This window comes from Chitinolyticbacter meiyuanensis (assembly GCF_008033135.1).
Classification (GTDB): domain Bacteria; phylum Pseudomonadota; class Gammaproteobacteria; order Burkholderiales; family Chitinibacteraceae; genus Chitinolyticbacter; species Chitinolyticbacter meiyuanensis.
Genome location: NZ_CP041335.1, coordinates 2,221,066 through 2,234,512, shown reverse-complemented (window position 1 = coordinate 2,234,512; position 13,447 = coordinate 2,221,066). Strand labels below are relative to the sequence as shown.

At 63.0% G+C, this 13,447-nt stretch carries 13 protein-coding genes; 9 read left to right on the top strand and 4 right to left on the bottom strand.

What is annotated here, in order from left to right; translation table 11 throughout:
* Positions 1-238: 238 nt before the first annotated feature.
* The 9 genes from FLM21_RS10745 (at position 239) to FLM21_RS21690 (ending at position 8,874) form a co-directional block, all read left to right on the top strand.
* Positions 239-2,641, top strand: a complete 2,403-nt coding sequence (locus FLM21_RS10745; protein ID WP_308418771.1) for a heavy metal translocating P-type ATPase — start codon at positions 239-241, stop codon at positions 2,639-2,641.
* Between the two features lie 3 nt (positions 2,642-2,644).
* Positions 2,645-2,836, top strand: coding sequence for a cbb3-type cytochrome oxidase assembly protein CcoS (gene ccoS, locus FLM21_RS10740; RefSeq protein ID WP_148717518.1), 192 nt, complete (start codon positions 2,645-2,647; stop codon positions 2,834-2,836).
* Between the two features lie 216 nt (positions 2,837-3,052).
* Positions 3,053-4,474 (top strand): cytochrome-c oxidase, cbb3-type subunit I, encoded by a 1,422-nt coding sequence (gene ccoN / locus FLM21_RS10735; RefSeq protein WP_148715566.1) that lies wholly within the window; start codon positions 3,053-3,055, stop codon positions 4,472-4,474.
* A gap of 21 nt (positions 4,475-4,495) precedes the next feature.
* A complete protein-coding gene (gene ccoO / locus FLM21_RS10730; protein WP_148715565.1) occupies positions 4,496-5,110 on the top strand; it encodes a cytochrome-c oxidase, cbb3-type subunit II in 615 nt (204 codons plus the stop codon).
* A gap of 6 nt (positions 5,111-5,116) precedes the next feature.
* Entirely contained in the window at positions 5,117-5,287 is a 171-nt protein-coding gene (locus tag FLM21_RS10725; protein WP_148715564.1) for a cbb3-type cytochrome oxidase subunit 3, read from the top strand.
* A 23-nt stretch (positions 5,288-5,310) separates the two neighbouring features.
* Positions 5,311-6,240, top strand: coding sequence for a cytochrome-c oxidase, cbb3-type subunit III (gene ccoP / locus FLM21_RS10720; protein WP_148715563.1), 930 nt, complete (start codon positions 5,311-5,313; stop codon positions 6,238-6,240).
* A 164-nt stretch (positions 6,241-6,404) separates the two neighbouring features.
* Complete coding sequence (gene ccoG, locus FLM21_RS10715; protein ID WP_148715562.1) at positions 6,405-7,847, top strand: cytochrome c oxidase accessory protein CcoG; 1,443 nt, start codon at positions 6,405-6,407, stop codon at positions 7,845-7,847.
* An 89-nt stretch (positions 7,848-7,936) separates the two neighbouring features.
* Positions 7,937-8,443, top strand: coding sequence for a FixH family protein (locus FLM21_RS10710; RefSeq protein WP_148715561.1), 507 nt, complete (start codon positions 7,937-7,939; stop codon positions 8,441-8,443).
* Between the two features lie 260 nt (positions 8,444-8,703).
* On the top strand, positions 8,704-8,874 hold the full coding sequence (locus tag FLM21_RS21690) for a GNAT family N-acetyltransferase (protein ID WP_222846677.1): 171 nt from the start codon (positions 8,704-8,706) through the stop codon (positions 8,872-8,874).
* Positions 8,875-8,961: 87 nt separating this feature from the next.
* Here the strand turns inward: FLM21_RS21690 and FLM21_RS10700 are convergent, their stop codons facing one another.
* From FLM21_RS10700 to FLM21_RS10685, 4 genes are all read right to left on the bottom strand, one after another.
* Entirely contained in the window at positions 8,962-9,570 is a 609-nt protein-coding gene (locus FLM21_RS10700; protein ID WP_148715560.1) for a PH domain-containing protein, read from the bottom strand.
* A 111-nt stretch (positions 9,571-9,681) separates the two neighbouring features.
* The gene (locus FLM21_RS10695) at positions 9,682-10,170 is read right to left on the bottom strand and encodes a retropepsin-like aspartic protease family protein (RefSeq protein ID WP_148715559.1); all 489 of its coding nucleotides are present in this window, start codon (positions 10,168-10,170) and stop codon (positions 9,682-9,684) included.
* Positions 10,167-12,065: an ATP-binding cassette domain-containing protein gene (locus FLM21_RS10690; RefSeq protein WP_148715558.1), complete on the bottom strand. Its 1,899-nt coding sequence runs from the start codon at positions 12,063-12,065 to the stop codon at positions 10,167-10,169. The genes FLM21_RS10695 and FLM21_RS10690 overlap by 4 nt, the downstream gene beginning before the upstream one ends.
* 96 nt (positions 12,066-12,161) lie before the next feature.
* The gene (locus FLM21_RS10685; RefSeq protein ID WP_148715557.1) at positions 12,162-13,367 is read right to left on the bottom strand and encodes an aspartate aminotransferase family protein; all 1,206 of its coding nucleotides are present in this window, start codon (positions 13,365-13,367) and stop codon (positions 12,162-12,164) included.
* Positions 13,368-13,447: the final 80 nt, after the last annotated feature.

Sequence of the window (13,447 nt, the reverse complement as noted above, 5' to 3'; positions counted from 1 at the left end):
GCATACGCCTTAATAATTGTTTTCTAATTATCAAAACCTACCACGTTGCCTGCAAGGCCGGGATGAATATTCGTGCATGACAATGCACTAAACCGATGTAAGCCAAGGTTTGGCCGGGCGCGCCGTGATCGCTGCTCCGACAGACGGTAGTTCATCGAGTTCAGTCCAAATCCCCGTCTTCAGCCTGCCAGACGCGAATCGTGCTCGCCGCACGCGTCACGCACGGTAAAATCACGCCATGTCCATGCCCGCTGCCTGCTTCCACTGCGGCGAACCGGTTCCGCCCGGCCCCGTCCTTGCCATCCGTTACCGCGATTCCGAGCAACCCGCCTGCTGCGCCGGCTGCCAGGCCGTCGCCCAGAGCATCATCGATGCCGGCCTTGGCGACTACTACACCCAGCGCGACAGGCCGGCCGACCGCGCCGCGCCATTGCCCGAGGAAGTGCGCGAGCAACTGCGGCTGTACGACGAGCCGGCGCTGCAGCAGAGCTTCGTGCACGGCGACGGCGAATCGCGCGAGGCCGCGCTGCTGATCGAGGGCATCGTCTGTGCGGCCTGCATCTGGTTGAACGAGCGCCAGATCGCGCGCTTGCCCGGCGTGCAGGAAGTGGCGATCAACTACAGCACCCACCGGGCGCGCGTGCGCTGGGATGCCACGCGCACCAGCCTGTCCGCCATCCTGGAAGCCGTGGCCAGCATCGGCTATCGCGCGGAACCCTACGATGCCGCCCGGCGCGAGGCCGCTGCGCAGAAACAGCGCAAGGCTGCGTTGTTCCGCCTGTGGGTGGCAGGGCTGTCGATGATGCAGGTCATGATGTTCGTGGTACCGATCTATACCTCGCGCCCCGGCGAGATCGATCCGGTCTGGCTCAACCTGATGCACTGGGCCAGCGGGCTGCTGACGCTGCCAGTGGTGCTTTATTCGAGCTGGCCGTTCTATCAGTCGAGCTGGCGCGACTTCAAGCGTGGCCGGGCCGGCATGGACCTGCCGGTGAGCATCGGCGTGCTGACGGCGTTCTTCGCCAGCGTATACGCCCTCCTCGCCAACCATGGCGAGGTGTATTTCGACTCGGTGTCGATGTTTGTCTTCCTGCTGCTGGCCGGCCGCTATCTGGAAACGCGGGCGCGACAACGAGCCGGTGCAGCGCTGGAAGGGCTGGTGAAGCTGATCCCCGCTTTCGCCCACAAGTTGCCCGACTGGCCAGCGCGTACGCCGCACGAAGCCACGGTGGCGAGCCTGCAGCCGGGCGACGTGATCTGGGTGAAGCCAGGCGAAACCATCCCGGTCGATGGCCGGGTGCTGGAGGGCGCCTCAGAGGTGGACGAGGCACTGCTTACCGGCGAAAGCCGACCGTTGCCTAAGGACAACGGCGCCCGCGTGACTGGAGGCACGGTGAATCGCACGTCACCGCTGGTGGTCGAGGTGACCGAGGTCGGCGAAGCCACGCGGCTTGCCGGCATCGTACGGCTGCTGGACAAGGCGCTGGCCGAGAAACCACAAGTCGCGCAACTGGCCGACCGGGTGGCCGGCTGGTTCGTTGCCGCCTTGCTGCTGATCGCCGCCCTCACCTTCTGGTACTGGTCCGGACGTGACCCGCTGCATGCGCTACCGATCACGGTGGCGGTGCTCGTGATCTCCTGCCCCTGCGCGCTGTCGCTGGCCACCCCCGCGGCGCTGACCGCCGCGACCGGCATGCTGGCGCGTCGCGGCGTGCTGGTCACCCGCGGCCATGCGCTGCCGGCACTCGCCGGTGTCACCGACGTGGTCTTCGACAAGACCGGCACGCTGACCGTAGGCAGCCCGCAGATCGTGGCCATTTCGGTGCTGCGAAGTGATGAAGCGAATGCGCGCGCGCGCGCCGCAGCGCTTGAGGCGGCCTCCGAGCATCCGCTGGCACGGGCCCTGCAGGGCGACAGCACGCTGGCGGCAAGCGAAGTCGCCAACCATCCCGGCGGCGGTATCAGCGCGCTGCTCGATGGGCGTCTCCATGCGATCGGCTCGCCGGCCTTCATTGCCGCCCAATTCGGCCATACGATCGATGTGGCGGTCACTGGCACGCCGGTGGTGCTCGCCGACAAGAACGGCGTGATCGCGGTGTTCACCCTGGCCGACGCACCACGCGCCGACGCGGCCGAAGCGATTGCCGCCTTGCGCCAGCAGGGCCTGCAGCTGCACCTGCTCAGTGGCGATCACGCAGCAGCGGTCACCACGCTCGCCCACGAGCTGGACATCGATCAGGTTCGCGCGCAGTCCACGCCGGAGGACAAGCTTGCGTATTTGCAGGCGCTGCAACGCCAGGGCCGCCGGGTGCTGATGGTGGGCGATGGTGTGAACGACGCGCCGGTCCTCGCCGCCGCGGACGTGGCCATCGCGATGGGTGCAGCCACCGATGTGGCGCAATCGGCCGGCGATGCCGTGCTGTACGACAACCAGCTGGCCGAGCTGCCGGTGGCGCTCGCCACCGCTCGGCGTACGCAAAGCGTCGTCAGGCAAAACCTCGGCTGGTCGTTGGGCTACAACGTGGTGGCGCTGCCGCTTGCTGTGGCGGGCCTCGTGACGCCGTGGCTGGCCAGCCTCGGCATGGCCGCCAGCTCGCTGATCGTGGTCGGCAACGCACTGCGCCTCACGCGCAAGGGTTGAATGATGGAGAGCCTTTACTTACTGATCCCGCTGTCGGTACTGATCGCCCTCGGCATCGGCGCGGTGTTCTGGTGGACCGTGCGCAACGGTCAGCTCGACGATCTGGAAGGGCCGGCACACCGGATTTTGCATGACGACGACATGACCGCCAAAGCCAATGAACACAAGGCTTCCGAGCAAAAAAGCCGAGACTAGAAACCCGCTTGCGCGGTAGAATGCGCGCCTATCGTCGCGCGCTTTGATCCTGATCAAAGGTGCGGACCATGCCGCTTGGCTATAGTCCGCACGACAAACAAACATGCGCAGAATGGCGGAAGTTTGCCCCGTAGCCCACCCAGGGCCGTCAGCCGGACTCACCGTCGCATCCAGTCTTTACTATTCCTAGTTATTGGAGACTCTTCGGAGCGTTACATGGAAAACCAAGCCACATACAATTACAAGGTGGTTCGGCAATTCGCGATCATGACAGTGGTCTGGGGGATTGTCGGCATGCTGGTCGGGGTGGTGATCGCCGCCCAGATGGTCTGGCCCGAGCTAAACTTCGGCCCCTATTTCCACTTCGGCCGCCTGCGTCCGCTGCACACCAATGCCGTGATCTTCGCCTTTGGCGGTTGCGGCCTGATGGCCACCTCGCTGTACGTGGTGCAGCGTACCTGTAACGTACGCCTGATCTCGGATGGGCTTGCCGCCTTCGTGTTCTGGGGCTGGCAAGCGGTGATCGTGCTCGCTGCCGTCACGCTGCCGCTGGGCTACACCAGCGGCAAGGAATACGCCGAGCTCGAATGGCCGATCGATATCCTGATCACCCTGGTGTGGGTGGCCTACGCCGTGGTGTTCTTCGGCACCATCGCCAAGCGCCGCGTCAAGCACATCTACGTGGCCAACTGGTTCTACGGCGGCTTCATCCTGGCCGTGGCCCTGCTGCACATCGTGAACAGCATGGAAATCCCGGCCAGTGCGTTCAAGTCGTACTCGGTGTATGCCGGTGCGGTCGATGCCATGGTGCAATGGTGGTACGGCCACAATGCCGTGGGCTTCTTCCTGACCGCGGGCTTCCTCGGCATGATGTATTACTTCGTGCCCAAGCAAGCCGGCCGCCCGGTGTACTCGTATCGCCTGTCGGTAGTGCACTTCTGGGCGCTGATCTTCACCTACATGTGGGCCGGCCCGCACCATCTGCACTACACCGCGCTGCCCGACTGGACCCAGTCGCTGGGCATGGTGTTCTCGCTGGTGCTGCTCGCGCCGTCCTGGGGCGGCATGATCAACGGCATCATGACGCTGTCGGGCGCCTGGCATAAGCTGCGCACCGATCCGATCCTGAAGTTCCTCGTCACCGCGCTGTCGTTCTACGGCATGTCCACCTTCGAAGGCCCGATGATGGCCATCAAGACGGTGAATGCGCTGTCGCACTACACCGACTGGACCATCGGCCACGTGCACTCCGGCGCGCTGGGCTGGGTGGCCATGATCACCATCGGCTCGATCTACTACCTGGTGCCGCGCCTGTTCGGCCGCGAGCAGATGTATTCGGTCAAGCTGATCGAAACCCACTTCTGGGTCGCCACCATCGGCACCGTGCTCTACATCGCCTCGATGTGGATCGCCGGCGTGACCCAGGGCCTGATGTGGCGCGCGGTGAACCCGGACGGCACGCTGACCTACGCCTTCATCGACGCGGTCAAGGCCACCCACCCGTACTACTTCGTGCGTTTCCTCGGCGGCGCGATGTTCCTATCGGGCATGGTACTGATGCTGTACAACGTGCTGCGCACGGCGACGGCCGGCCGCCCGGTCGATGCCCAGATCCCGGCGGTTCACGCCCACGCCTGATGTCACGGAATTAACAGAAAAATGAACAAGTTACAGACTCTGATCGAAGAAAAGGTGGGCTGGCTGATCGTACTGACGGTGCTCGTTGTCAGCGTGGCCATGTTCGTGGAAATCCTGCCGTTGATGTTCCAGAAATCGGTCACCAAGCCGATCGAGGGCGTGAAGCCATATACCGCGCTGCAGCTGGCCGGCCGCGACATCTACATCCGCGAAGGCTGTTACACCTGCCACTCGCAGATGATCCGCCCGTTCCGCGCCGAGACCGAGCGCTACGGCCACTACTCGGTGGCTGGCGAATCGGTGTACGACCACCCGTTCCAGTGGGGCTCCAAGCGCACCGGCCCGGATCTGGCGCGCGTCGGTGGACGCTACTCGGATGAGTGGCATCGCGCCCACTTGATCAAGCCGCAGGATGTGGTGCCCGAATCGATCATGCCACCGTTCCCGTGGCTGGCTGCCAACAAGGTGGATGCCGAGGCGATGCCGGGCCGCATGAGCGCGCTGCGCAAGATCGGCGTGCCGTACACCGACGCCGAAATCGCCAGCGCCAGCAAGGACGTTGAAGGCAAGACCGAAATGGATGCCGTCATCGCCTACCTGCAGAGCCTGGGCCTTGCACTGAAGAACAAAAGGTAAAAGGGAATGGACTGGCAAAACCTGATCCGGATCGCCTTCACGGTCATCTGCTTCGTGTTCTTCGTCGGCGTGTGCTTCTGGGCCTACAGCAGCCGCAACAAGAAGGACATGGACGAGGCGGCGCAGCTGCCCTTCATCGACGAAGACGACCAAGACTCGGGCAACAAGCCGTCCTGATCCTGCGGAGCTGAGAAAAAATCATGAATTCGAGTAGCGATTTCACTAGCGGTTTCTGGGGCATCTTCATCGCCATCGTGTCCCTCGCCGGGCTGTTGTGGCTGGCCTATCTGGTCAAGAGCCAGAGTTCGATCAAGCTGAAGAAGGGCGAGAAGGCCGATGTCACCGGCCACGTCTGGGACGGCGACCTGCAGGAATACGGCAACCCGCTGCCTGGCTGGTGGGTGGTGCTGTTCTACGGCACCATCGTGTTCTCGGTCGGCTACCTCGTGCTGTATCCGGGCCTCGTTGCCTTCGGCAATGTCTGGGGCTGGTCGCAGCAAGGCCAGCACAAGGCCGAGGTGAAGAAAGCCGACGACAAGTACGGCCCCATCTTCGCCAAGTACCAGAACATGCCGATCGCCCAGGTGGCACAGGACAGCGATGCCAAGGCTCTGGGCAAGCGCCTGTTCAACACCTATTGCATCCAGTGCCACGGCATCGATGCGCAAGGCGCCAAGGGCTTCCCGAACCTGACCGACAAGGACTGGCTGCACGGCGGCACGCCCGAGAAGATCCTCGAGACCATCAACAAGGGTCGCCACGGCCAGATGCCGGCCTTCGGCGCCGCCTTCGGCGAGGAAAAGGTCAAGGACGTCGCCAACTACGTGCTGAAGATCGCCGGCAAGCCAACCAACGAGCTACGTGCAACCCGCGGCGAGGCCACCTTCAAGCAGGTGTGCGCGGCCTGTCACCAACCGGATGGCAAGGGCAGCCAAGCTGTGGGCGCCCCCAACCTGACCGACAGCGTGTGGTTGTATGGCGGCTCCGAAGCCACCATCATCGAGACCATCACCAACGGTCGCGACAACCAGATGCCGGCCTGGCAGGCCTTCCTGGGTGATGCCAAGGTCCACTTGCTCGCCGCCTATGTCTACGGTCTGTCGAACGACGCTGCAGCGACCAAGCAGTAAGGGTCAAGTAGTAAGCACCATCGTGTAGCGGCAACGGGCGGGCCATCCCCGCCCGTTGCCACTTCTGAATCACCGATCCCGCAAACGGGAATCGTTCTCCAGAACATTGCTGTCAGCGTGCCCACCCGCCGCACGCTGGCACCAGTCTTTTGTAGGAAGTGGCCATGAGCAAGAAGCTGCAGGATATTCCGGTCACCGTCGTCCAGATGAAGGACGACGGCGAGTACGAGGAAATCAGCCTCTACGCCAAGCACAAGAAGGTGTATCCGCGCTGGATCAACGGCTTTTGGAACAAGTGGCGCATCTTCTTCGTCATCGCCACCCAGCTGTTCTTCTACGGCGTGCCCTGGCTCACCATCAACGAGCGGCAGGCGCTGCTGTTCGATCTCGTGGAGCGCAAGTTCTACATCTTCGGCCTGGTGTTTCTGCCGCAGGATTTCATCTACCTCACCGCCCTGTTGATCCTCTGCGCCTTCGGCCTGTTCGCCTGGACCACTATCGGTGGGCGACTATGGTGCGGCTACGCCTGTCCGCAGACGGTCTACACGGAGATCTTCCTGTGGGCCGAAAAATGGATTGAGGGCGACCGCATGCAGCGGATCAAGCTCGACGCCGAACCGCTCAATGCCCGCAAGCTGCGCCTCAAAGCAACCAAGCACGCGATCTGGGTGCTGTTCTCGCTGTGGACCGGGTTCACCTTCGTCGGCTACTTCACCCCCATTCATGGCCTGTGGGAGGCAGCGCTGTCATTCGGCGTAGGGCCGTGGGAGACGTTCTGGATTCTGTTCTACGGCTTTGCCACCTACGGCAACGCCGGCTGGCTGCGCGAGCAGGTGTGCAAGTTCATGTGCCCATACGCCCGTTTCCAGAGCGTGATGTTCGACGCCGATACGCTGATCGTCAGCTACGACGAGCAGCGCGGTGAGCCCCGCGGCTCGCGCAAGAAAGGCAGTGACTACAAGGCCGAGGGCAAGGGCGATTGCATCGACTGCAAGATGTGCGTGCAGGTCTGCCCGGTCGGCATCGATATCCGGGAGGGGCTGCAGTACGAATGCATCGGCTGTACTGCCTGCATCGACGCCTGTGACGAGATCATGGACAAGATGCAGTATCCACGCGGCCTGATCCGCTATACCACGCAGAACGTGCTGGAAGGCAAGGTGCCCGAAGGCAGCTTCTGGTCCCGCCTCAAGCGCCCGCGCGTGATCATGTACGCCGTCATCCTCAGCATCGTGTTCGCGGTCACTGCCATTTCGCTGGCCTTGCGCCAGCCGCTCAAGGTCAACATCGCGCGCGACCGTGTCGCGCTGGTGCGAGAAACCGACGAAGGCTGGATCGAGAACAGCTACCGTGTGCAGATCGAGAATGCCGACGAGAACGCCCATGTGTTCGTGATCGAGGCTGAAGGCCTACCCGGCGTGCGCGTGCTCGCAGAGAATGACAACCGTGTGCTGGTCGAATCGACTGGTATCGTCGAAGTCGCGGTCAAGCTGCAGGTTCCGCCGGAAAATGCCCCGAAGGGCGCGCGCGATATCGAACTGATCGTGCGTGCGGACGACCGCTCCGGCATCAATTCGCGCGAGAAGGCGACCTTCCTGAATCGCTGATCCGTTGTGCTCACCTGCTCCGCTTGCCGCGACAAGGGAACTCGGCAAGCGGCGTAGTTCTAACCTGCTTCATACGTATCGCCTACCCCATGAACACGACGACTACCCCTGCCTTGCCCTGGTACAAGCAATTCTGGCCCTGGTTCCTGATCGCCATTCCCGCACTGTCGGTGGTTGGTGGTATCGCGATGATGGTGATCGCCACGCAGACCAACGATGGCCTCGTCAGCGACGACTACTACAAGGAAGGCCAGGCCATCAACGAGCAACTCGATCGTGATCGTCAGGCGGCCATGTTGGGACTTTCTGCGCAGCTGCTCTTGGCTGATGATGGTCGCAACCTGCGTCTGGTCTTTGCCAAGCCGGTAACCGGCAAGCTAACGCTCAAACTGCTCCACCCCACCCGCTCGGGTTTGGACCAGACCATTGCACTGCAGCGCAATGGCGAACAGCTCTACTCCGCACAACTGACCGCCCCGCTCTCCCAGCCGCGCTGGCGCATCGAACTCGGCGACAGCGCTGGTCAATGGCGGCTGACCGGCATCTGGAAGCTTAACAGCCTGGAACCGCTGGTACTGACACCGGAACAAGGCTGAACGGCAGCGCACACATGGCGACGCCGTTTGCGCTGTGACCATTCCTGCCACCGATACAGTTGGTGTTGCCGGGTCGATTGTGCCCATCCGGCAGCAGGAATTCGGCATCCCGATCACATTGGGCGTACAGCCGGAGCTAGCCGCCCCCCGGCTTTTACCAACGCGGCAGCGGCCAATTCTGGTTGCCACAAACGGTGACGAGCTCATCGGCACGCTCGGACTGCTCGACCTCGGCGGTAGCGAGAGGGGCGTTGCGCACGATGTTCCTCGCCAGGGAATGGCGAGGGTCACGACACGGTGTGGGCGCACAACTGCTGGAGGCCTTGCTTGCCTGGAGCCGGGACCACGGCGTGACTGGCCTCTACCTTGGCACCATCGTGCGGCTTCTCGCAGCCCATCGCCTCTGCGAGAAGCACGCGGTTTTGGCGTGATCAACCAATCAGCATTGCCGCCGGGCTTTCCGATCATGTAGGTCGATACCCGGTCCACCACCGCGCCCGAATTCCCTTAACGCCGCTTCAGCTATGGATGTATTTCTCGAACACCGGGCTGAAATCGCGTCGGGTATAGCGCACCTGGATGGTGTTGTTCAGGTTGTCGAGCAGCGCGTTGTAGTTCTTGATCAGCGCCTCCTCACTTGTCACCGTATTGATCTTGTACATGCTCGCCACCGCATCCAGCGTGTGCAGCGCATTGGCGCGCGAGATCTCGTCCTTCTTCTGCATCCGGCCGATGGTGATCAGCGCCTTGTAGATGTCCTTCAGCGCTTCGAGGAAGTTCTTCTTCACGTCGATGGAGAACGGCACGCCACCGATCACGAACTTGAGCTCGATATCCAGATCGATGGTGCCCGCGGTCTCGATCGACACACCCTCGATATCGGCGCTGGCGTATTCATAGCGGCGGATGGTGCGCTTGGAGGACACCGCCGAATCGCCATCCACATGGATTAGCCCGAAGTTGGTGAAGCAATACTCATCCTTCTTCGACTTGATCAGGAAGAAGATCTTCTCGTTGTCCTCGTGGAACAGGTAGTCGTCGGCATCGACCTTGTCGTAGTCGGCCGGCGAGATGATCACGCCGATATCGGACAGGCCGAGGGCTTCAGCAGCGAGTTTCTTGAACATGGGGGCTCCAGGAGATGAGCGGCAGGCGCACGCTGCACGCGGAGCCCCACGTTAGGCGAAAAGATCGAAACTGGCTAGCGATGAAAGATGAACTTAAAGGTCAACGCAAGCCTAGTCGGCAGGCAGCCGCAAGATCATACGCTCGCCGCGCATGACTACTTCCAGCCGGCCGAGCACGTTCATGCCGAGCAGGATTTCACCGCCCGGCATGTTCGGCACCACGCCAGCGCGGACACGCTCGAACTGAAAGCCACCGAAAGCCAAGCGCGCGAGCTCGGTCTCGTAGCCCCGGACGGTGCCGTTGGCGGTATAGGAGGTGATGGATTCACCACGCGGCAAGTTGAGGCTTTCAGCAAGCGGTGCCGGCAGCGTGATGGAGCTCGCGCCGGTGTCGATCATCAGCACGACGGGTTGGCCGTTGATCTCGCCACGTAGCCGGTAGTGACCATCGGGCGAGCGCGGAATGGATAGCTCGTGGCCGTTGCTGGCGGACACGGCCATCCCCGGCGCTTCGCGCGCGGCAATGAACTGCTGCATCGCCACGAAGACGCCGCCGAACACCACCAGCCAGACCAGCAAGGGACCGAGGCTGGATCTCATGACGCCGCCAGCGCTTCGAGCGCATCCTGCAGTTCCAGCCACTCGAGTTCCAGCTCGTCGAGCCGGCTCTTGACCTCGGCTTCGCGCTTCAGCGCATCCTGCAGCTCGGTCTTGCGCTCCGGCGCGTAGATGCCTTCGTCGCCCAGCTTGGCGGTCAGCGTCGCGTGCTCAGCATTGAGCGGCGCCATTTCCTTCTCGACCTTGGCGAGCTTCTGCTCCAGCGGCTTGCGTTGCACCGCCAGCTTCTGTCGCGCCTCGGCTTCCAGCCGTTTCTGTGCCTTGCGGTCGACGGTGTCACCCGAGCCCTGCGGCTGGCTGGCACGGGCGCCTTCCAGCCGTTTTTCCTGACTGTAGCGGCCGTAATCATCGAGATCGCCATCGAACGGTCGCACACGGCCGGCTTCGATCAACCAGAAATCGTCGACGGTGGCACGCAGCAGATGCCGATCGTGCGACACGACGATGATGGCACCGTCAAAATCGGTCAGCGCGCGCGTCAGCGCTTGGCGCATCTCGATGTCGAGGTGGTTGGTCGGCTCGTCGAGCAGCAGCAGGTTGGGCCGCTGCCAAATCAACAGCGCCAGCGCCAGGCGTGCTTTCTCGCCACCGGAGAATGGCCGTACCGGACTGGTGGCCATCTCACCATGGAAATCAAAGCCGCCAAGGAAGTTGCGGTGTTCCTGCTCGCGAGTGGCGGGATCAAGCTTCTGCAGGTGCCACAGCGGCGACTCGTCGAGCCGCAGGTGCTCCAGTTGGTGCTGGGCAAAGTAGCCGATCTTGAGGCCCTTGCCCTCGATGCGCTGCCCTGCCAGCAACGGCAGCTCGCCGCACAGCGTCTTGATCAGCGTCGATTTGCCGGCGCCATTCACGCCCAGGAGGCCGATACGCGCCTGCTTTTCCAGACTGAGGTTGATGCCGCCCAGGATGGGCGCGCCGTAGCCGGCGTCGACGCCCTCCAGCCGGATCAGCGGGCTGGGGCTGGATTCGGGCTCGCGGAAACTGAAAGTGAACGGGGTATCGACGTGCGCGGCGGAGATGATCTCCATCCGCTCCAGTGCCTTCACCCGGCTCTGTGCCTGCTTGGCCTTGCTGGCCTTGGCCTTGAACCGGGTGATGAACGATTCAAGGTGCGCGATCTCGCGCTGCTGCTTGTCGAACGCCTGCTGCTGTTGCGACAGCTTCTCGGCGCGCTGCGCCTCGAAATCGGCATAGTTGCCGGTGTAGAGCGTGAGCTTGGCCGCGTCGACATGCAGGATGCAGCCGACAGTGGCATCAAGGAAATCGCGATCATGCGAAATCACCAGCAGCATGCCCTGATAGCTGCGCAACCAGTCCTCCAGCCAGACCACCGTTTCCAGGTCCAAGTGGTTGGTCGGCTCGTCGAGCAGCAACAGGTCGGAGCGGCACATCAGCGCCTGCGCAAGATTGAGCCGCATGCGCCAGCCACCGGAGAAACTCGACACCGGCCGCTGCATCTCGGCTTCGGAAAAACCGAGGCCGGCAAGCAGTTTGGCGGCGCGCGCCGGTGCGGCATATCCATCGATCGCTTCCAGTCGTGCCAACAGCTCGCCGTGGCGCACACCGTCGTCGGCAACAACGGCGAGTTCGGCTTCGATGCGGCGCAGCTCGCTATCGCCATCCAGCGTGTAGTCGAGAGCGGATACGGACAGCGCCGGTGTTTCCTGCGCCACATGGCCGATCACAAGGCGAGGCGGCAGCTCCAGATCGCCGCCATCGGCGTGCAACTCGCCGCGCAGCAGCGCGAAGAACGACGATTTGCCGGCGCCGTTGGGGCCGACCACGCCGATTTTCTGGCCGGGATGCAGTGTGAGATCAGCGCCGTCGAGCAGGACTTTCAGCCCGCGGCGCAATGTGAGTTGTTTCAGGCGGATCATGGGGCGGCAGTGTACCGGAAAGCAGCCAGCGCATCGGACAGCGCTGAAATGGAAAGAGGCCGCCCTCAGGCGGCCCCGGCTTTGGCAAGGCGGTGTTTATTGACCGACGAAGGCCGTCACCGCGCGCTCGAAGCGGGCCAGGCCGTCGGCGATATCAGCCTGCGGAATCACCAGCGACGGCGCGAAACGGATCACGTTCGGGCCAGCCATCAACACCATCAGTCCCTGCTGTGCCGCCAGTGCCAGGATTTCGCGCGCCTGGCCGGCGTATTCGTCCTTGAGCTCGGCGCCGATCAAGAGCCCCAGACCGCGCACCTCCTTGAATACGCCCAGCTTGGCATTGATCGCGGCAATGCCTTCGACGAACTGCTGACGCTTTTGCCGCACGCCAGCCAGCACTTCGGGTTGACTGACCACATCGAACAGTGCGCCGGCCACCGCGCAGGCAAGCGGATTGCCACCATAGGTGGTGCCGTGAGTGCCGACGGCCAGATGCTTGGCGATCTCGGCCGTGGTCAGCATCGCACCAACCGGGAAGCCGCCGCCCAGGCCCTTGGCGCTGGAGAGGATATCCGGCGTCACGCCGTAGTCGATGTAGGCATACAGGCTACCAGTACGGCCGACACCGCTTTGTACTTCGTCGAAGATCAGCAGCGCATCGTGCTGATCGCACAGTTTGCGCAGTCCCTGCAGGAATTCGCGGGTGGCAGGCGTCACACCACCCTCGCCCTGGATGGGCTCGACGATCACGCAAGCCGTTTCGTCGTCGATCAGCGCTTCCACACTGGCGAGGTTGTTGTATTCGAAATACTCGATGCCGCCCGGCTTGGGGCCGAAGCCATCCGAATACTTGGGCTGGCCGCCGACGCAGACGGTGAAGAAGGTGCGGCCGTGAAAGCTGTTCAGCGCCGACAGCACCTTGTGCTTTTTCTCGCCATGGCGCTCGATCGCGACGCGGCGCGCCAGCTTGAGCGCGGCCTCGTTGGCCTCGGCGCCGGAATTGCAGAAGAACACCTTGTCGGCAAAGGTGGCGCTCACCAGCTTTTGCGCCAGCGCCAGCGCCGGCTCATTGGTAAACACGTTGGAAACGTGCCATAACTGCTGCGCTTGCGCCGTCAGCGCGCCGACCAGGGCCGGATGGCAGTGGCCAAGCGCATTCACTGCGATGCCACCGGCAAAATCGACGTACTCTCGCCCCTCCTGGTCCCAGACTCGGCTACCGGCACCGCGCACCGGCACAAAGGCTGCAGGCGCGTAGTTGGGTACCATGTACTGGTCGAAGTCGGAACGGGAGAGGGCCATCGCAGTGTCCTTATCCCTGGCTTGTCAGCACGGCGTGCGCCGGATACTGGGAGCATACCGTCTGAGGTAGGCCCTGCCCA